Annotated in this window: 16 protein-coding genes; 5 read left to right on the top strand and 11 right to left on the bottom strand. The window is 68.8% G+C overall.

Going from position 1 to position 18,725, the window contains the following annotated elements; translation table 11 throughout:
* Positions 1 to 19 precede the first annotated feature (19 nt).
* Genes ACH492_RS22000 through ACH492_RS21990 form a run of 3 tightly spaced genes read right to left on the bottom strand, consistent with a single transcriptional unit; the run spans position 20 to position 4,523 of the window.
* Positions 20 to 844 (bottom strand): HAD family hydrolase, encoded by an 825-nt coding sequence (locus ACH492_RS22000; RefSeq protein ID WP_398989004.1) that lies wholly within the window; start codon positions 842 to 844, stop codon positions 20 to 22.
* The gene (locus ACH492_RS21995) at positions 841 to 3,360 is read right to left on the bottom strand and encodes a phosphoribosyltransferase (RefSeq protein WP_398989002.1); all 2,520 of its coding nucleotides are present in this window, start codon (positions 3,358 to 3,360) and stop codon (positions 841 to 843) included. The genes ACH492_RS22000 and ACH492_RS21995 overlap by 4 nt, the downstream gene beginning before the upstream one ends.
* Positions 3,357 to 4,523 (bottom strand): HpcH/HpaI aldolase/citrate lyase family protein, encoded by a 1,167-nt coding sequence (locus tag ACH492_RS21990; protein ID WP_398989000.1) that lies wholly within the window; start codon positions 4,521 to 4,523, stop codon positions 3,357 to 3,359. Before ACH492_RS21990 ends, ACH492_RS21995 begins: the two co-directional genes overlap by 4 nt.
* Before the next feature lie 177 nt (positions 4,524 to 4,700).
* Between ACH492_RS21990 and ACH492_RS21985 the strand changes: the two genes are divergently transcribed.
* Positions 4,701 to 5,585, top strand: coding sequence for a TerD family protein (locus ACH492_RS21985; RefSeq protein WP_398988998.1), 885 nt, complete (start codon positions 4,701 to 4,703; stop codon positions 5,583 to 5,585).
* Between the two features lie 6 nt (positions 5,586 to 5,591).
* Here the strand turns inward: ACH492_RS21985 and ACH492_RS21980 are convergent, their stop codons facing one another.
* The 6 genes from ACH492_RS21980 to ACH492_RS21955 all read right to left on the bottom strand — a co-directional run bounded on the left by ACH492_RS21980 (position 5,592) and on the right by ACH492_RS21955 (position 10,031).
* On the bottom strand, positions 5,592 to 6,329 hold the full coding sequence (locus tag ACH492_RS21980) for a Tellurium resistance (RefSeq protein WP_398988996.1): 738 nt from the start codon (positions 6,327 to 6,329) through the stop codon (positions 5,592 to 5,594).
* A 108-nt stretch (positions 6,330 to 6,437) separates the two neighbouring features.
* A complete protein-coding gene (locus ACH492_RS21975) occupies positions 6,438 to 7,574 on the bottom strand; it encodes a DUF475 domain-containing protein (protein ID WP_398988994.1) in 1,137 nt (378 codons plus the stop codon).
* A gap of 75 nt (positions 7,575 to 7,649) precedes the next feature.
* A complete protein-coding gene (locus ACH492_RS21970) occupies positions 7,650 to 8,225 on the bottom strand; it encodes a TerD family protein (RefSeq protein ID WP_398988992.1) in 576 nt (191 codons plus the stop codon).
* Between the two features lie 104 nt (positions 8,226 to 8,329).
* A complete protein-coding gene (locus ACH492_RS21965; RefSeq protein WP_398988990.1) occupies positions 8,330 to 8,905 on the bottom strand; it encodes a TerD family protein in 576 nt (191 codons plus the stop codon).
* A gap of 122 nt (positions 8,906 to 9,027) precedes the next feature.
* Positions 9,028 to 9,486 carry a peroxiredoxin gene (locus tag ACH492_RS21960; protein ID WP_307663723.1) on the bottom strand — a complete coding sequence of 153 codons (459 nt, stop codon included), beginning with the start codon at positions 9,484 to 9,486 and terminating at the stop codon, positions 9,028 to 9,030.
* 107 nt (positions 9,487 to 9,593) lie between these two features.
* Positions 9,594 to 10,031, bottom strand: a complete 438-nt coding sequence (locus tag ACH492_RS21955) for a DUF3052 domain-containing protein (protein WP_266544289.1) — start codon at positions 10,029 to 10,031, stop codon at positions 9,594 to 9,596.
* Positions 10,032 to 10,490: 459 nt separating this feature from the next.
* Here ACH492_RS21955 and aceE point away from each other — a divergent pair, with 459 nt between their 5' ends.
* Together aceE and ACH492_RS21945 are read left to right on the top strand one after the other, a co-directional pair.
* The gene (aceE, locus tag ACH492_RS21950; RefSeq protein WP_398988988.1) at positions 10,491 to 13,223 is read left to right on the top strand and encodes a pyruvate dehydrogenase (acetyl-transferring), homodimeric type; all 2,733 of its coding nucleotides are present in this window, start codon (positions 10,491 to 10,493) and stop codon (positions 13,221 to 13,223) included.
* A 79-nt stretch (positions 13,224 to 13,302) separates the two neighbouring features.
* Positions 13,303 to 14,097, top strand: coding sequence for a potassium channel family protein (locus ACH492_RS21945; RefSeq protein WP_398989219.1), 795 nt, complete (start codon positions 13,303 to 13,305; stop codon positions 14,095 to 14,097).
* Positions 14,098 to 14,421: 324 nt separating this feature from the next.
* Here the strand turns inward: ACH492_RS21945 and ACH492_RS21940 are convergent, their stop codons facing one another.
* Together ACH492_RS21940 and ACH492_RS21935 are read right to left on the bottom strand one after the other, a co-directional pair.
* Positions 14,422 to 14,793, bottom strand: coding sequence for a peptidase inhibitor family I36 protein (locus ACH492_RS21940; protein ID WP_398989217.1), 372 nt, complete (start codon positions 14,791 to 14,793; stop codon positions 14,422 to 14,424).
* Positions 14,794 to 14,978: 185 nt separating this feature from the next.
* A complete protein-coding gene (locus ACH492_RS21935) occupies positions 14,979 to 16,586 on the bottom strand; it encodes an MFS transporter (RefSeq protein ID WP_398988986.1) in 1,608 nt (535 codons plus the stop codon).
* A gap of 117 nt (positions 16,587 to 16,703) precedes the next feature.
* Here ACH492_RS21935 and ACH492_RS21930 point away from each other — a divergent pair, with 117 nt between their 5' ends.
* Positions 16,704 to 17,363 (top strand): TetR/AcrR family transcriptional regulator, encoded by a 660-nt coding sequence (locus ACH492_RS21930; protein ID WP_398988984.1) that lies wholly within the window; start codon positions 16,704 to 16,706, stop codon positions 17,361 to 17,363.
* 138 nt (positions 17,364 to 17,501) lie between these two features.
* Positions 17,502 to 18,713 (top strand): alpha/beta hydrolase, encoded by a 1,212-nt coding sequence (locus tag ACH492_RS21925; protein ID WP_398988982.1) that lies wholly within the window; start codon positions 17,502 to 17,504, stop codon positions 18,711 to 18,713.
* The last annotated feature ends 12 nt before the right edge of the window (positions 18,714 to 18,725 follow it).

Raw genomic sequence — 18,725 nt, 5'->3', positions numbered from 1 at the left:
CGGCTTCGCCCCGCCGCCCCTACCGCCCGGCGGCAAGGCTGAACCGGCGCAGGATCTCCTCGCCCGCAACGACACCCGTCTCGCCGAGCACCTCGACGTTCGGGGCGATCCAGCCGCTGTCGGCGAGCTCTCCGTGGCCCGGCCGCCAGGCGTGGTCCGCGGCGAGCAGCAGATCGGCGTCGAGGAGGGAGTCCCCGGCGGCAAGGATCTGTGCGGCATCCGTGCGGCGGGCGATTTCGCGGACCGCCGCGCTCTTGGTGAGCGGCTGGGGCACGGCGTAGATCTTGCGGCCCTGGAGCGAGACGGTCCAGCCGCGGCCTTCCGCCCACTCGGCGAGCTCCTTGACCCAGCCCTCTGGCAGCAGGCTGCGCTCGACGACGAGATACGCGAAGAGGCCTTCGGCGATCCGCTCCTTGAGCAACCAGGCGGGGTCGGCGGCCGCGAGGAGGTGGTCGCGTACCTCGGCCAGCGAGGCGCACTCGTCGGCGAGGCGGGCGGCGACCTGCCGCTGCCATTCGGGGTCGGACACTCCGTCGACGAGGAGGTGCCCGCCGTTGGCGCAGATCGCGAACTCGGGGGCGGGGCCCGGGAGATGGATGCGGTGGTACTGCTCGCGGGTGCGGGTGGTGGTCGGTACGAAGACGGTGTCGGCGGCGAGCTGGGTCAGCAGCCCGGCCGCGGTCTCCGTGAGATACGACAGCGGCTTGTGTTCGTACACCTCGACGCAGAGCAGGCGGGGTGCGTCCGCGTCCGGCATGGGGAGCTGGAGGGCGGGGGCGGAGTAGATGAGGGTGCGGTCGAGGTCGCTGGCGACGAGCGTCTTCCTCTGCGCTGCGGTGCTCACAGGGCCGACACCGCCTTGCCGTCCGCGCCGGTCGCGCCGCGGGTGTACTGGGGGTGGATCAACCCGACGCAGGTGTACGGAAGTCCGTCGACCTCCTCGACCGGTACGCCGCGCTGCTCGGCCAGCAGCCGTACATGGTCCAGGTCGGCCCCCGCACCGCGCTTGGCGAGGATCTTCCAGGGGACGCGGCGCAGCAGTACGCGCGTCGTCTCGCCGACGCCCGGCTTGACCAGGTTCACATCGTGGATGCCGTACTCCTCGCTGATCCGCTCCACGGCGGCCCAGCCTTCCCAGGTGGGCGCGCGGTCCGCCGACAGAAGCTCCTTGACGTCGGCGTCGACGGCGGCCCCGACCTCGTCGAAGCGAGCGGCGACGGTGTCCAGGAAGTGTTCCGAGACATCACTGCCGGCGAGCTCGCGGTAGAACTTCGCGCCGTGGAAATCGTTCGGGCCGACCAGGTCGGCGCGGAGCACCGTACGCGATATCAGGCCGGAGACCGTGGAGTTGAGGCAGGCGGAGGGGATGAGGAAGTCCTCGCGGGTGCCGTAGGTGCGGACACAGCCGCCTGGGTCGGCCAGGACGGCGATCTCGGGGTTGAAGCCCTCGAACTCGGCGAGCGCGTCGGCCAGTTCGCGGGTGATCGCACCCTTGCCGGTCCAGCCGTCGACGAACACGACGTCGGCCGGGTCGTGGTGCTGCTGGAGCCAGCGCAGGGCGTTGGTGTCGATGCCGCGGCCACGGACGATGGACACGGCGTAGTGCGGCAGGTCCAGGCCGTGCCGGTGCTGGGCCCAGCGGCGCATCAGCACGCCGATGGGGGTGCCGGCGCGGGCCAGCGATACGAGTACTGGACGCGGCTCGTGGGGGTCCCTGCCAGGCCGAAGGCGCTGGGGGAGCTCGGCGATGACGGTCTCGGTGACGGTTCCGACGGCGCGGGCGATACGGGCCGCGGAGGTCTCCAGCGCGGCCTTGAACAGCGCCTGGTACTGGGCGCTGGGCTGGTACTCGACCGGCAGCGACTCGGCGTAGTGCGCGCCGCTCTGTATGGCCTCCTCGCGCTCCTCCGTCGGGGCCTCCAGCTCGGTCTCGGACAGATCCTGGAGCAGCCAGCCGACCTCGTCCGCCGCGTAGGAGGAGAACTCGGGGCCACGGAGGGGCTCGGGCAGCATGGCAGCTCTTTCGGATACGTATTCGGGCACGTAGCTGGGGACATAGCTCGGCACGACGGCCAGCACGACGTGCGGGGTGTGCGCGGCAAGCTGGGCCAGCAGGCCGTCGGGGGCGTGCAGTTGAGGGGTGTCGGCGGCCGAGTCGACGACGGCTACGACGGCGTCGAAGCCGGCGCCGGCGACGTTGTAGGCGTACCGCTCGCCGGGGCCGTCGGCGGGGTTGTCGTGGGCCGGGAAGACGAGGCGGCTGCGTATGGCATAGCCGGGGTCGTCGACGGCGAGGACGGGCGAGCGGGTGGTGGTGGAGTACCGCACATCGGCGTCGATGACCTGCTCAAGAGCGGTCCCGAGCCGGAGAGGCGCGTACATCAGCTCCTCGAACCCGAGCACGAGGACGCGACGCGAGCGGCTTGTGGCCGCGTCGCCCAGCGCGTCGGCGATGCGCGCGGCCATGCCCGGCAGGGCGGGCTCCAGCTGCTCCCGGTGCCGGGGCGTAAACCCATGCCGTCCCCCGTCGGGCACCCCACGGGGCCACCCGAGCTCGACACGCTCGGCGCGGCGGGGGGTGGCTTGCGCGGCGGCCTGTCCCGCGGCGCCCGGCGGCGGACCCGCCGCCCCGCCGACCGCCTCATGCTCCGCCACCAGCGCCTGGCCCTTCTCCAGCACGCCCTCCGGGAGCCGTAGCGTGCCCGACGCGAGTGCCACCAGGTCCACCCGCGCGCCCAGTTCCCGCGCGAGGACCGACAGACGGTCGCGGTCGTCGTCCGAGCGCATGTCGACCAGGGCCACGATCACGTACCGGTCGCGCGGGTACCGCTCGTGCAGGTCGCGGATCGTGTTGAGCACGGTGTTCCCCGTCGAGAACTCGTCGTCCACCAGCACCAGCGGGCCGTCCCCCGCCAGCAGCCGCGGGTCCTCCGGCAGCAGCAGGTGCGACGTCGCGTGCGAGTGGGACTCCTCGAAGCCGCCGGCCCGTTCCACGCCCTCGACCGGGCGGCGTGTGGAGTGCAGATACGGTGCGAGGCCCAAACCGTCCGCCACCGAGTGGCCAAGGCCCGTCGCCGTCTCTGCGTAGCCCAGGACCACCGCGCGTGACGCCGCCTCGGGGCCGAGCAGCTCCCGCACGCGCTCACCGAGCCCGTACCCCGCGCCGTACACCACCGCCGGTGACTGCGGCACATGCTTGCCCAGCACGTTCGACACGAGCAGATGCGCGCGCTTGGGATTCCGGCGCAGAGCAAGCCCCAGCAGGCCGCTCAGCGTCTCGTCTCCCACGAGCCCGACGCCGAGCCGCTCAGCGACCCACGTTCCCGTCCACACCACGGTGTCTGTCTCTCTCCTCGTCATTCAGCCGAGATTCCGGCCGTGAGCAGCTCCACGAAGCCGACCTCCTCCTTGGCCACCCCGAAGACCTCCGCACGCATCAGCGTGCGCTCGGCCCAGGCCCGGTGCGGCTTCACTTCGTTCATTTTGTTCGTGTACGCGGAACGCATCACGCCTCCGCCGCCCCGCTCCGGCCGCAGGATGTCCTGCGCGTCGCTGAACTCCTCGTGACTGACGACTGACAGTGCGTGCACGGGCAGCACATGCGAGGGGTGGATGCAGGTCTTGCCCTGCAGCCCGTTCGCCCGGTCCAGCCCGATCTCGCGGAGCAGGCCGTCCAGGTCGTGCTCGATGAGTGCGGTGCGCAGCTCCTCCGCGCGGCCCTCCATGAAGGGGCTTCGGCGCAGCTGGGGCTTGAACATGCGCTCCTGGAGCCGGAAGTACTCCCAGACAGGGCCGGTCACCGTGTAGCCGGTGCCGTCGGCCCGTCCCAGGACGTTCACCACGTCGGCGATGACCGCGGCGACGATCTGGACGTCGTACGCGGTCATGTCGGGCGACCGGCGCAGCCCGTACGCCGAGCAGAAGTCCGTGACGCCGAGTCGCAGCGCCAGCACCCGCTCGCGGTACTTGTTCAGCGTGCGGGCGATCCCCGCGAGGGTCTCCGTCCTCGTTTCCAGGTGGAGCAGCTCCGGAGATTCCAGCACGGGCATCGCGAAGAGCCGCTGACCGCTCGCCGATTCCGCGGAAGTGAGGGCCTCCAGAAACGGAACACCCCGCTCCTCCGTGAACTTCGGTAGTACGAATCCGGACAGTCTCCGGACCGAGGGGCCGAGCCGGTCCACCAGGCTCTGAATCTGCCCGGGCTCACGGACCCGGATGAAGAGCAGAGGGAGCTCCACGCCGCGGGAATCGAGGTCGGCAAACTGCCGGACCAGGTTGTCCTCTGCGGCCGCGACATCCGCGTCGTCAATGGAATCCTCCAGGCAGAGGACCATGGAGACGACTCCGCGGCCCACCTGCTTGAGCGCGTCGTCAGCGAGCTTCGGCCGGGTGGCCGGGCTGTAGAGGGTGGCGCCGAGCGCGGTGGCGAGCATGCGGGCAGGAGACGCGGCAGTGAATTCGCACGGCTCCCGGTGGAACAAGCTGTCGCGGACAGCACACGAAAGATGCCCGAAGTGACGCATTTGTTTCCCCCGTACTGCCTTGGCGGCCCGATTGACGTGGCCGGTAATAGTACGTACGACTCTGTGTCAAGAGTTCCCCAAGCCCATGAATTCCAGGTAACCCGCTTGCACCATGCCCATGTCCCGGCGGGAGGACAAGGGCCCCCGCGTTGTCCGCACGGCCACTGGGAAGGCAGGATGACGCTCATGACGCACGCGATGCTGAAGGGCTCGAACGTCCCTCTCGATGCCACGGCCGTACGGGCCGTGCTGCGCTGGACCCCGGGCGCCGGGGTCCCCGATGTGGACGCCTCCGCCCTGTTGCTCGGCCCCGACGGCCGCGTGCGCTCGGACGAGGACTTCGTCTTCTACAACCAGCCGCGCCACCCGTCGGGCCTGGTGCGGCGGCTGCCCAAGAAGCGTGTCGCCGAGCATCTGACGGACACGGTCGAGGCGGATCTCTCCTCACTCGACGCGTCGGTCGATCAGGTGGTGCTCGCCGCGTCCTCGGACGGCGACACCTTCCAGCATGTACGGGATCTGCGGATATTGCTCTACGACGCGGCCCTGGCCGACAGCGAGCCGCTGACCGTCTTCGATGTGAAGCCGGAGACGGGCGAGGAGACGGCGATCATCTGCGGTGAGCTGTACCGGCGCGGGGAAGGCTGGAAGTTCCGCGCGGTGGGGCAGGGCTATCCGACCGGTCTGGTGGGTCTGGCCACGGAGTTCGGCATCTCGGTGGACGAGGCGGAGGCGGCCGCGGAACCGTCGCCCCAGCCCCAGCCCCAGCCCACCGCGCCTACCGCGCAGCCCGGGTACGGTTTTCCACACCCAACCGCACCTCAGCCACCAACGCCCCCGGCCCACGGCACGCCGGACAGCCCGCAGCCGGCGTACGGATACCCCCAGCCCGCGACCCAGCCGGCCGCGTCCCCGGCTGCCTACGGATACCCGCAGCCCGCGGCGACCCAGCCCGCCGCGGCATCGGCCTACGGCTACCCCCAGCCCGCCGCCGCGGCGGCGTACGCCCCCGACCCGAACTTCCGGCTGCCCCCGATGGGCCCCCAGTTCGTACGGCCGTAAGCGCGGCTAGACACGGTTCTTGTACCCGCGTCCCCACTGCAGGCCCCACCCGTACAACCGGTCCAGCTCCGCCTGGAAGCCGTACACGAACTTCACCTCACGGCGCACGACCAGCTCGCCCTTCACGTTCTCCATGGAGAACACGGCACAGGAGCGGGCCTGTGGCGCGCGTTCGTCGAGCTCTATCTCGACCCGCGGGCCGTTGCTCGGGTAGAGCGTCACATGCGCGTGCGTACGGTCGAAGGCCGGCGTCTGGTCGTAGATGTAGGCGAAGAACAGCAGCCGCCTGATCGACTCGCGGTGGTCGAGATTGACGTAGATCGTCTCGCCGGAGGGGGAGCCGAACCGGTCGTCGCCGCTGAGCTTCACATACGGCGGCTCGTTGATGCTGCCGAAGAAGCTGCCCAGCGGCTGCACCACGCCCTTGCTGCCGTCCATCAGCTCATACAGGCAGCCGAGGTCGAGGTCCACATTGACCACACCCTGGGTGTGCGCCTGGACCACATCGGGCTGGAAGAGCTTGAAGGGGTGCCGCAGCAGCCTGCCGCTCTGTTTGGACCTGCCCTCGATGTCGGACGTACGCATCCGCCAGGAGAGGTTGACTCGCAGATTGCCGGTGGCCGCGCCCTGTTTGGTGAGCGAGACCGTCGGGTGCCGTTTGGTCAGCTCGATGGAGTTCGTCGCGGCGCTGCCCGAGTCGAACTGCGGTGCCCTGCCCCGCCACAGGCTGTCCCAGAAAGCCATGCCCCACCCCTACATACATCGGTGAACCCCGCAGTGAACCCCGCGGGGCGGCACCGAGGCCGTGCCTCGGAACCGCCCCGCTCAGAGCGTTCCTCAATCCCCGCAGGGTCACACCTTCGCGGAGTCACCCTGTGGTTCGATCGTTTTCGCCTGGGCCGCCGCGATGGCCCTGTTGCGCCGCACCGACGACCAGAACGACCAGGCAATCAGCACGACGCCGACCAGACCGGTGATGATCTCGCTGATCTGGTACTGGATGGTGACGAGGAGGATCACCGCGAGCGCGCCGATCGCGTAGTGCGCGCCGTGCTCCAGGTAGACGTAGTCGTCCAGGGTGCCCTGGCGGACCAGGTAGACCGTGAGCGACCGCACGTACATGGCGCCGATGCCGAGGCCGAGCGCCATCAGCACGATGTCGTTGGTGATGGCGAAGGCGCCGATGACACCGTCGAACGAGAACGAGGCGTCCAGGACCTCGAGGTACAGGAACATGAAGAACGCGGCCTTGCCGACCAGCTGGGTCGCGGAAACCTTCTTGCCTCTCTTCTTGGCCTCTTCCTCGGCCTCGTGCTCGCGCTCCTCCTCTTCCTCGATCCTGTTCTCGAAGAAGCCGGAGAGACCACCGACGACCAGATACGTGATCAGGCCAGCGACGCCGGAGAGCAGCACCGTCGCCGCCTTGTCGGCGTGCCCGGCGTGCTGGTGCGCCTGGGTCGCGAAGGTCATGGCGCTGACGAGCAGCACGATGAGCGCGATGCAGACCGACAGCATGTCGATCTTGCCGAGCTTGGCCAGCGGCCGCTCCAGCCAGCCGAGCCACTTGATGTCACGGTCCTCGAAGATGAAGTCGAGGAAGATCATCAGCAGGAACATGCCACCGAACGCGGCGATCGACGGGTGAGCGTCGGTGACCAGCTGCTCGTAGCGCTCAGCGTCGTTGAACGCGAGGTCGACCGCCTCGATGGGGCCGATCTTGGCGCTGATGGCAACGATCACGACGGGGAAGACCAGTCGCATGCCGAACACGGCGATGAGCACACCGATCGTGAGGAAGATCTTCTGCCAGAAGGCACTCATCTTCTTCAGGATTCCGGCGTTGACCACCGCGTTGTCGAAGGACAGCGAGATCTCGAGGACGGACAGGATCGCAACGATGCCGAACGCGGTCCACCCGCCGTACAAGACTGCTGCGACCAAGCCGAGCGCGGTGACCGCGAACGACCAGCCGAAGGTTTTCAGAACCACTGGTACCCAATCGTGTAATGGGGGTGCCCCCGGACGGAGTCTGGGAGAGGGCCTCCCCTCGCGCCGTACGCGGCTTTACGAAACATTGACCCCGAAGTCTAGAGCGATGCCTCGCAGCCCCGACGCGTACCCCTGCCCCACCGCTCGGAACTTCCATTCGCCGCCGTAGCGGTAGAGCTCGCCGAAGATCATCGCGGTCTCGGTCGAGGCGTCCTCGCTCAGGTCGTAGCGCGCGAGCTCCTGGCCGTCCGCCTGGTTCACCACCCGGATGAAGGCATTGCTGACCTGGCCGAACGTCTGGCCGCGGTTGTCCGCCTCATGAATGGAGACCGGGAAGATGATCTTGTCGACATTGGCCGGCACCTTGGAGAGGTCCACCAGCAGCGACTCGTCGTCCCCCTCCCCCTCGCCCGTGAGGTTGTCACCGGTGTGCTCGACGGAGCCTTCGGGGCTCTTGAGGTTGTTGTAGAAGACGAAGTACTCGTCACCGAGCACCCGGCCCGACTCGCACAGCAGCGCGCTGGCGTCGAGATCGAAGGGCGCTCCGGTGGTGGAGCGCGCGTCCCAGCCGAGTCCGACCAACACCTGTATGAGGTTCGGTGCGGCCTTGGAGAGGGAGACATTGCCTCCCTTGGCGAGCGTGACGCCCATGTTCTTGGTCCTCCCCGGATGGCGGTGATGGTGAGACAGGCACGTCCGGCGCCGCACGGAGAATGTGCGGCGCCGGAAGCGGAAATGCTGCTGGTGCTGCTGGCTCAGACGTTCACGCCGAAGTCCTGCGCGATGCCGCGCAGGCCCGAGGCATAACCCTGGCCGATGGCTCGGAACTTCCACTCCGGGCCATTGCGGTAGAGCTCGCCGAAGACCATCGCGGTCTCGGTCGAGGCGTCCTCGCTCAGGTCGTAGCGCGCGAGCTCATTGTTGTCGGCCTGGTTTACGACGCGAATGAACGCGTTGCGCACCTGGCCGAAGGACTGCTGGCGGCTCTCGGCCTCGTAGATCGAGACCGGGAAGACGATCTTGTCGACATCGGCCGGGACCGATGCGAGATTGACCTTGATCTGCTCGTCGTCGCCCTCGCCCTCACCCGTGATGTTGTCACCGGTGTGCTCGACGGAGCCGTCGGCGCTCTTGAGGTTGTTGAAGAAGACGAAGTTGCCGTCGGTGGCGACCTTGCCCTCGGCATTGGTCAGCAGGGCGCTGGCGTCGAGGTCGAAGTCGGTGCCGGTGGTGGTCCTGACGTCCCAGCCCAGGCCCACGGTGACCGCGGTCAGGTTGGGCGCGGCCTTGGTCAGCGAGACGTTGCCGCCCTTGCTGAGGCTGACTCCCACGAGTCCCTCCAGGTGTTGTCAGGGGCAGCGCCCCCGTCGTGCGTTCGATGTCGGATCAACGAATGGATCCTAGTGACCGGTTCCCACTCAAACAGCCTTTAGCGCAGGGATCGCCCCAAGAATCAGAGGGTGTCCAGCGCCTTGACGTAGTCGTTCAGGTCGCGGGCGTCCGGCAGGCCGTTGACGACCGTCCAGCGGACCACGCCCTCCTTGTCGATGATGAAGGTTCCGCGCACCGCGCATCCCTTCTCCTCGTCGAAGACGCCGTACGCGCGCGAGGTCTCGCCGTGCGGCCAGAAGTCCGAGAGCAGGGGGTACTCCAGGCCTTCCTGCTCGGCGAAGACGCGCAGCGTGTGGATCGAGTCGGTGGAGACGGCGAGCAGCTGGGTGTCGTCGTTGACGAACGCCGGCAGCTCGTCACGGAGTGCGCACAGCTCGCCCGTGCACACGCCGGTGAAGGCGAAGGGGTAGAAGAGGAGCACCACGTTCTTCTCGCCGCGGAACTCGGCGAGGCTCACGGTGCGGCCGTGGTTGTCCCTCAGCTCGAAATCCGGGGCCTTGGTGCCGACCTCGATCGCCATAGCGTGCATCCCTTCGACTCGGACAGTCCGATCCAGTGGTCTCTCACCCTACGCAGAAGGCCCCCGCCGACCTACGTCGGTGGGGGCCACGGGCCTGCTGCTGCGGCTCAGCGCTTCGACTTCGCCGCCTTGGGAGTCACCAGCCTGCTGCCGGTCCAGTCCTTGCCGGCGTTGATGCTCTTGGTCTGGGAGAGTCCCGCGGTCTGTGCGGCCTCGTTGATGTCGCTGGGTTCGACGTACCCGTCACGGCCGGTCTTGGGCGTCAACAGCCAGACGGCTCCGCCCTCGTCGATCAGACCGATGGCGTCAACCAGTGCGTCCGTAAGGTCGCCGTCCTCGTCCCGGAACCACAGCAACACGACGTCTGCGACGTCGTCGTAGTCCTCGTCGACGATTTCCTGGCCCGTCACGGCCTCGATGCCCTCACGGAGCTCCTGCTCGACGTCGTCGTCGTAGCCGATCTCCTGGACCACCTGTCCGGGCTCGAACCCCAGCCTTGCGGCTGGGTTGGTCCGCTCCTCCGCGTGGTCCGCGGTCGCGCTCACGGCTTGCCTCCTGATCGTTTTCGGAAAATGCTGCGGCCTCGCGCGTACGCGTGGCATTGGCCGTAGTCCACACGGGCGGGACGGATCGCGCAAGTACCCGGCCGTCCAGACCGCCGAAACGGTGACGTTTGCGGCCGTCTCGACGCAACTCCAGGCACGCTCGACGCCCTCTCCTGATTCATGGGACACCATTCGGCCGTCTTTGCGGCATTCTGCCCCTTCGATGCGCCAATCGGAATCGAACAGTGAAACGAAACGCATTGACGGGTTGGGCGTAAGGTTGCGATTTGCCCGGACCCGGAACAGCGGCTCGGGCCGTATCTCTCGGAGAACGGGGGTTACCCCTCGGTAGAGATGACGTTTGCCTTCCCGCGGTACACGATGGGAGGCGGCGCGACACCGAGCAGACATCCCGTACGTCCCGTAGACGCACAACCCATCGAACAGCGAAGGAATAGCGTGGCTTCCGGATCCGATCGCAACCCGATCATCATTGGCGGCCTTCCCAGCCAGGTCCCGGACTTCGATCCTGAAGAGACCCAGGAGTGGCTGGACTCCCTCGACGCCGCCGTCGACGAGCGGGGCCGGGAGCGCGCCCGCTACCTGATGCTCCGACTGATCGAGCGGGCCCGCGAGAAGCGCGTGGCCGTGCCCGAGATGCGCAGCACGGACTACATCAACACTATCGCCACCAAGGACGAGCCGTTCTTCCCCGGCAACGAGGAGATCGAGCGCAAGATCCTCAACGCGACCCGCTGGAACGCCGCGGTGATGGTCTCCCGCGCGCAGCGCCCGGGCATCGGCGTCGGCGGCCACATCGCCACGTTCGCCTCCTCCGCCTCCCTCTACGACGTGGGCTTCAACCACTTCTTCCGCGGCAAGGACCAGGGCGACGGCGGCGACCAGATCTTCTTCCAGGGGCACGCCTCCCCCGGCATCTACGCCCGCGCCTTCCTGCTCGACCGCCTCAGCGAGGCCCGGCTCGACGCCTTCCGCCAGGAGAAGTCGAAGGCCCCCGACGGTCTGTCCAGCTACCCGCACCCGCGGCTGATGCCGGACTTCTGGGAGTTCCCGACCGTGTCCATGGGCCTTGGCCCCCTCGGCGCGATCTACCAGGCCCGGATGAACCGCTACATGGAGGCGCGCGGCATCGCCGACACCTCCCAGTCGCACGTCTGGGCCTACCTCGGCGACGGCGAGATGGACGAGCCCGAGTCGCTCGGACAGCTCTCCATCGCCGCCCGCGAGGGCCTGGACAACCTGACCTTCGTCGTCAACTGCAACCTGCAGCGCCTCGACGGCCCGGTGCGCGGCAACGGCAAGATCATCCAGGAGCTGGAGTCGCAGTTCCGCGGCGCCGGCTGGAATGTCATCAAGCTGGTCTGGGACCGCTCCTGGGACCCGCTGCTGGCGCAGGACCGCGACGGCGTGCTGGTCAACAGGCTGAACACGACGCCCGACGGCCAGTTCCAGACGTACGCCACCGAGACCGGCGCGTACATCCGCAAGCACTTCTTCGGCGACGACCACCGGCTGCGCGCCATGGTCGAGAACATGACCGACGACCAGATCCTGCACCTGGGCCGCGGCGGTCACGACCACAAGAAGGTCTACGCGGCGTACGCGGCGGCCAAGGCCCACAAGGGCCAGCCGACCGTGATCCTCGCCCAGACCGTCAAGGGCTGGACGCTCGGCCCGAACTTCGAGGGCCGCAACGCGACCCACCAGATGAAGAAGCTGACGGTCGACGACCTCAAGCGCTTCCGGGACAGGCTGCACATCCCCATCACCGACAAGCAGCTCGAGGACGGCGCGCCGCCGTACTACCACCCGGGCCGCGACTCGGAGGAGATCCAGTACATGCACGACCGCCGCAAGGCACTGGGCGGGTATGTCCCGACCCGGGTCGTGCGGTCCAAGCCGCTGGTCCTGCCCGAGGACAAGACGTACGCGGCGGTCAGGAAGGGCTCCGGCCAGCAGTCGATCGCCACCACCATGGCGTTCGTACGGCTGCTCAAGGACCTGATGCGGGACAAGGAGATCGGCAAGCGCTTCGTACTGATCGCGCCGGACGAGTACCGCACCTTCGGAATGGACTCGTTCTTCCCGAGCGCCAAGATCTACAACCCGCTGGGCCAGCAGTACGAAGCGGTGGACCGCGACCTGCTGCTCGCCTACAAGGAGTCGCCGACCGGGCAGATGCTGCACGACGGCATCTCCGAGGCGGGCTGCACGGCATCGCTGATCGCGGCCGGTTCTGCGTACGCCACGCACGGCGAGCCGCTGATCCCGGTGTACGTCTTCTACTCGATGTTCGGTTTCCAGCGCACCGGCGATCAGTTCTGGCAGATGGCCGACCAGCTCGCACGCGGTTTTGTGCTGGGTGCGACCGCGGGACGCACGACCCTGACCGGTGAGGGTCTGCAGCACGCGGACGGCCACTCGCAGCTGCTCGCCTCGACGAACCCGGGCTGTGTCGCGTACGACCCGGCCTTCGGCTTCGAGATCGCGCACATCGTCCAGGACGGTCTGCGCAGGATGTACGGCCCGGACGCCGAGGACATCTTCTACTACCTCACCGTCTACAACGAGCCGATCCAGCACCCGGCCGAGCCGGCCGACGTGGACGCCGAGGGCATCCTCAAGGGCATCTACCGCTACAAGGCGGGCGAGGCAGGCGCGATCCCCGCGCAGATCATGGCGTCCGGTGTGGCCGTGCCGTGGGCGGTCGAGGCGCAGCGGATCCTCGCCGAGGAGTGGAATGTGCGCGCCGATGTGTGGTCGGCGACATCCTGGAACGAGCTGCGGCGCGAGGCCGTCGACGTGGAGCGGTACAACCTCCTCCACCCGGAGGAGGAGCAGCGCGTCCCGTATGTGACGCGGAGGCTGTCCGGCTCCGAGGGCCCGTTCGTCGCGGTCTCGGACTGGATGCGCTCGGTCCCGGACCAGATCTCGCGCTGGGTGCCCGGCACGTACCAGTCGCTGGGCGCGGACGGCTTCGGCTTCGCCGACACACGTGGCGCCGCCCGTCGCTACTTCCACATCGACGCGCAGTCGATCGTGCTCGCGGTGCTCACGGAGCTGGCGCGGGAGGGCAAGGTCGACCGCTCGGTGCTGAAGCAGGCGGTGGACCGCTACCAGCTGCTGGACGTGGCTGCGGCGGATCCCGGCGCGGCCGGCGGCGACGCGTAGTTTCATGACGCTGTGAGGGGCGGCGGGACCCAGGTGGGTCCCGCCGCCCTTCGGCTTCCTTACGATGCGTGGCATGACGATGCGTGGCATGAAGCAGCGAACGGCGCAGGTCCGGTGGGAACAGCGCATGCAGAAGCCCCTGCTGGCGCTCGCCGTGGCGTTCGGCGTCGCGTACGCCGTGCCGATCGTCGCGCCCGACGCGGACCGCTGGGTGCACACCGTCTGCACGGTCACCGAATGGGTGGTGTGGGGCGCGTTCGCCTTCGACTACCTCGTACGGCTGACGCTGGCGCCGGGCAAGTGGCTGTTCGTACGCAGCCATCCGCTGGACCTGGTCGCGGTGGTGCTGCCGCTGGTGCAGCCGCTGCGGCTGCTGCGGGTCGTCTCCACACTGCTGCTGGTGGGCCGGCGGGCCAGGATGGCGCCGCAGATAACGCTGACGACGTATGTCGGGGGCGCGGTGGTGGGGCTGATGATGTTCGGCTCGCTGGCCGTGCTGCATGTGGAGCGGGACGCGCCGGGCGGGAACATCAAGACGCTGGGTGACGCGGTGTGGTGGTCGTTCACGACGATGACGACGGTCGGCTACGGCGATCACGCGCCGACGACGGGGCTCGGGCGGGTGCTCGCGGTCGGGCTGATGCTCTCGGGGATCGCGCTGCTCGGTGTCGTCACCGCCAATATCGCGGCGTGGTTCATCTCCCGCTTCGAGCGGGACGACGCGGAGGAGCGCCGGCAGACGGCGCTCCTCGAAGCACTCATGCAGGAGGTCAAGGACCTGCGGGCGGAGGTCGGGCGGCTGTCGGGAGCGGTCGCCGGGGCCGCCGCTCCCGTACCGGCGCCGGGCCCTGTGCCCGAGCAGCCCGTCGGCTAAGGCGTGTTTTAGAAGTCCCTCCCCCAGAGCTTCGCCTGGGAGGTGCCCCCAGCCCCGCGACGCCTGGCACGCACTCCCCCAGCCACCGCTGGGAGGTGCCCCCACGCGATGTTGTCTCAGCCGCCCAAGTACGCCCAGTACGAGGGCGACCTCCCCCAGACTTCGTCCGGGGGTGCCCCCACCACCTTGCGACTGCACGCACCAGACCCCGCAGGGCCCGCCCTGCGGGCGGACGGCGCTACCTCTAAAACACGCCCTAGCTCTCCACTGCTTCTCCCCCAGCCTCTCCCGTGCAGTTTCTCCCGTGGCTCTCCGTGGCTCTCCTTAGCTCTCCCAGATCTTGAACGCCCTTACCCCGTACGGTGATTGGGGCACCCAGGTGCCGCCACCCGGATAGGTGTCGAACTCGCCCGTCTCCTCGCACTCCGCCGACTGGTACGTGGTGACGGGCCGCCCGGTCCGGTTGGCGAGCGCCTGTGCGGTGGTGCCCGGCGGCAGCGGCACACAGCTCTCGATGTCCGTGCCGGACAGTTCATGGGCCTGATGGGCGCCCTTGAAGTTCCCCTTCTCCCAGAGACAGAGCTCGCCCGCCGCGCACTCCCCGAGGCGGGGCTGCGCGACGGCCGCCGTCTGCGGCGCCAGTACTGCCGCGGCCAGGACTCCGGCCGTGACTCCGGCCATGACGATCTTGCGCATATCGGTCAACCCCCGTGTCGTACTGATCACTTGCTGATCACTTGACCGCACCCTGACCTGCGGCGGACGGGGCGGGGAAGGGGGTACGGCGCACATCACCCGGATAGGTGACAGCCCCGCAGGGCGGGCCGGGCGGGGCTGTCGTACGCACGCGGTTGACGTCAGGCCGACGTCAGATGTGGCCGTCAGATGTGGGCCGCGCCCGCACCCTGATCGGCGTTCGCGCCGCGCTTGGTCAGCAGGGCGACGAACACCGCGACGGCCGCGACACCGGCGGCGACCAGACAGGCCAGGCCCATGCCCGCCATGAAGGTGTCGTGGGCGACGCCGACGATCTTCTCGGCGATGACGGGCGGGGTCCCGGGCGCCACCGGCGGCACACCCACCTGAACGGCTTCCGACGCCTGGTCCAGCCGGGCGGGGGTGAGCGGCGGGAGCTTGGCATCGATCCAGTTGCCGGCGAGGTCGTTGTCGACCTTGGAGGCCATGACCGCGCCGAGCACCGCCGTACCGAGGCTGCCGCCGATCTGCATGGCGGCCTGCTGCAGACCGCCCGCGACGCCGGAGAGCTCCATCGGGGCGTTGCCGACAATGACCTCGGTGGCGCCGACCATGACCGGAGCGAGGCCGAGGCCGAGCAGGGCGAACCAGACCGACATCGGCAGGCTGCCGGTGTCCGTGGACAGGGTCGACATGCCGAACATGGCGACCGCCGTGAGCACCATGCCGCCGGCCAGTGGGATGCGCGGGCCCGACTTGGTGATCAGCGCGCCCGCCAGCGGGGAGCCGACGATCATCATGCCGGTGAGCGGCAGCAGGTGCAGACCGCTGTCGACGGGGCTCATGCCGTGCACGTTCTGCAGATAGAAGGTGACGAAGAACAGGCCGCCCATGAAGGCGATGGCCATCAGCACCATCAGGGCCGTGCCCGCCGCGAGCGGCACCGAGCGGAACAGCTTCAGCGGGATGAGCGGTTCCCCGACCTTCGTCTCCCAGAAGGCGAAGAGCGCGAAGCAGACGACGGATACGGCGATGAAGCCCCAGGTCCGGCCGTCGCCCCAGCCCCATGCCGGGGCCTTGATCAGCGCCCAGACCAGGCAGAACATGGCCGCCGACAGCAGCGCGATGCCGAGGATGTCGAAGGACTTCGGCGCGTTCTTCGCGCGGTGGTCCTTGAGGATCAGCGCGCCGAGCGCGACCGCGAGGATGCCGACCGGGACGTTGATGAAGAAGACCGACTGCCAGCTGACGTGCTGGACGAGCAGGCCGCCGAGGATAGGGCCGCCGGCGGTGGAGGCGCCGATGACCATGCCCCAGATGCCGATCGCCATGTTCAGCTTCTCGGCGGGGAAGGTGGCGCGCAGCAGGCCGAGCGCGGCGGGCATCAGCAGTGCGCCGAACAGGCCCTGGAGCACACGGAAGGTGACCACCAGGGCGATGCTGTCGGACAGCCCGATGGCCCCCGACGCGGCGGCGAACCCGACGACACCGATGAGGAACGTCTGCCGGTGGCCGAAGCGGTCACCGAGCTTGCCGGCGGTGATCAGGGTCACGGCGAGGGCGAGGAAGTAGCCGTTGGTGATCCACTGGACGTCGGCGAACCTGGCACCGAGGTCCTTCTGGATCGCCGGGTTGGCGATCGCGACGATGGTGCCGTCCAGCGCGACCATCATCACGCCGATGGCCACGGCGAAAAGCGTCAGCCAGGAGTGGCCGCGCAGCCCCTTGACCGGTGCCGGGGCGGCGTCCTGGGGATCCTTCTGCGCCTTTTCGACGGTGGTCTGACTAGTCATGCCGGGAGGCTAGTGTCAGCGACTGACAGTTGACAAACCAAATCACAAGTCGGTAACTGTCACAAAGCTCACAGGTAGGCTGAGCCGGCCGAAGTGCCGAGAAGAGGACCAGGTGAAGTGACGGTCGAGCCGACAGGGCTGCGGGAGCGCAAGAAGCAGCGGACCCGTGACGCGCTGGTGCGCGCCGCGCTGGAGCTCTTCACGACCAAGGGGTACGAGCAGACGACCGTCGACGAAATCGCGGACGCTGTCGAGGTTTCCCAGCGCACGTTCTTCCGGTACTTCGCCAACAAGGAGGAGGCTGCGTTCGCCGTCCAACAGCTCGCCGAGTCCCACTTCATCGCGGCGGTGCGCGAACGGCCCGCGCGGGAGGGGCCGTTCGAGGCACTGCGGAACGCGGTGCTGGGGGCGTGGGACACGATCGGCGAGGCGATCGAGGCGATCATCCCCCTCGATCTGCATATGCGCAGCTACCAGCTGATCGAGTCGACGCCCGTGCTGCTCGCCGTCCATCTGCGGCGCTCCACGGAGGTCGAGGAGGAGATCGCCCGCCTGATCGCGGACCGCGAGGGCCTGGACGTGAACGTGGACCCGAGGCCACGGGTCGCGGTGGCGGCGTTCAGCGGGGTGATGCGGGTGACGGGCCGGCTGTGGGGCCAGGGCGAGGACGCGAGCATGGAGGCGCTCAGGAGCCTGACGGAGACGTACCTGGACCACCTCGGCCCGGCGCTGGCGGAGAACTGGCGGGCGCGGGCTGCCCGTTCGGGCAACACGTAGGTACCGGCCGCGGTCCGCGCCGGAGCGTACGCCTCGCGCGCACGGAATGTGACGGGCTTCCCCTCAATCCCCCAGGAACACGTGATCTGTCTCACGGTCTTCGCGAGCGCCCTCACGCGTCTCCTAGGGTGTCCCGCAGTGACTTCCTTCGACTCCTCCCCCACCTTGACCGCCTGGCGCGCCCTCCTCGCCCTCGCGGTCGTGTTCATCATGCTGGCGACCACCGGCTGGACCGCCGTACGACATCAGGGCGGTCCCCGCAACGCTCTCGAGGCCGAACTGGCCGGCTGGACCAAGGGCCGGATAGGAGCACGGACGCTGCCCGGGGCCGACTCGGCGCCGCATCGGCTGGCCGCCTTCTTCGGCTCGCTCGGCAGTGCCCAGCGGTCCCGACTCGCCGACCAGTACCCGCTCGTCGTCGGCAATCTCAACGGCGCCCCGGTCACCCTGCGCTACCGCGCCAACCGCAAGGCGCTCGCGCACTCGCTCGAGCTCGAGCGCAAGCGCGTGAACGACCCCAACCTCACCGCGGACGGCCAGCGCGAGGCCATCCGTCGTATGCACCGCTTCAAGGCACTGATGAGCGCCGACCGGCAGATCCTCGCCTTCGACCCGTCCGGGCCCGGCAAGGTCGCCGAGGTGCTCGGCGACCTCGACCGCGCCGAGCGCGTCTCGGTGATCGTTCCCGGCGTCGACACCAATCTGCTCACCTTCCAGAAGACGACCCGCAAGTACACCGCGCCGGTCGGCATGGCGCAGTCGCTGTACGCGGCCCAGCGGGCCGCGTCCCCTCGTACGCGTACCGCCGTCATCGCCTGGGCCGACTACACCGCGCCCGTCGGCGTCGGCATGGACTCGGCCATCGGCCGCCTCGCCGCGAGCGGCGCGACCCGGCTGAACGCGCTTGCGAGCGCACTGCCCGGCGACTCCAGGGTCGCGCTGTTCTGCCACAGTTACGGCTCCGTCGTCTGCGGGGTCGCTGCTGGCGAACTGCCCGCCCGGGTGGACGACATAGCGGTGGCCGGCAGCCCCGGCATGCGCGCCCAGAACGTCGCCGGACTGCACTCACACGCCCGGGTCTGGGCGATGCGGGACAGCGACGACTGGATCCAGGGGGTACCGCATCTCGAAGTCGGCGGCCTCGGGCACGGCGAGGACCCGGTGACACCGGCGTTCGGCGCACGGGTGCTGTCCGCGGCCGGCGCGGCCGGCCACGCAGGCTATTTCGAGCCGGGTACGGAGAGCGTCAGCAACTTCGCGGAGATAGGGGTCGGTTCGTACGGCAGCGTGAGCTGCGCGAGCGAAGATGACACATGCCGCAGTGGTATTTACGGCAACGAGGCGGCCTGACGCGCGTAGAGC

The organism is Streptomyces sp. NPDC019443, assembly GCF_044389785.1.
Classification (GTDB): domain Bacteria; phylum Actinomycetota; class Actinomycetes; order Streptomycetales; family Streptomycetaceae; genus Streptomyces.
The sequence above is the reverse complement of the archived record's forward strand: the minus strand, read 5'-3'. Positions and strand labels throughout refer to the sequence as shown.

Excerpts from the sequence above, each read along its gene's own strand:
- ACH492_RS21995 (WP_398989002.1), bottom strand. The coding sequence starts at position 3,360 with ATGACGAGGAGAGAGACAGACACCGTGGTGTGGACGGGAACGTGGGTC.
- ACH492_RS21990 (WP_398989000.1), bottom strand. The coding sequence starts at position 4,523 with ATGCGTCACTTCGGGCATCTTTCGTGTGCTGTCCGCGACAGCTTGTTC.
- ACH492_RS21985 (WP_398988998.1), top strand. The coding sequence starts at position 4,701 with ATGACGCTCATGACGCACGCGATGCTGAAGGGCTCGAACGTCCCTCTC.
- ACH492_RS21980 (WP_398988996.1), bottom strand. The coding sequence starts at position 6,329 with ATGGCTTTCTGGGACAGCCTGTGGCGGGGCAGGGCACCGCAGTTCGAC.
- ACH492_RS21970 (WP_398988992.1), bottom strand. The coding sequence starts at position 8,225 with ATGGGCGTCACGCTCGCCAAGGGAGGCAATGTCTCCCTCTCCAAGGCC.
- ACH492_RS21960 (WP_307663723.1), bottom strand. The coding sequence starts at position 9,486 with ATGGCGATCGAGGTCGGCACCAAGGCCCCGGATTTCGAGCTGAGGGAC.
- ACH492_RS21945 (WP_398989219.1), top strand. The coding sequence starts at position 13,303 with ATGCGTGGCATGAAGCAGCGAACGGCGCAGGTCCGGTGGGAACAGCGC.
- ACH492_RS21940 (WP_398989217.1), bottom strand. The coding sequence starts at position 14,793 with ATGCGCAAGATCGTCATGGCCGGAGTCACGGCCGGAGTCCTGGCCGCG.
- ACH492_RS21935 (WP_398988986.1), bottom strand. The coding sequence starts at position 16,586 with ATGACTAGTCAGACCACCGTCGAAAAGGCGCAGAAGGATCCCCAGGAC.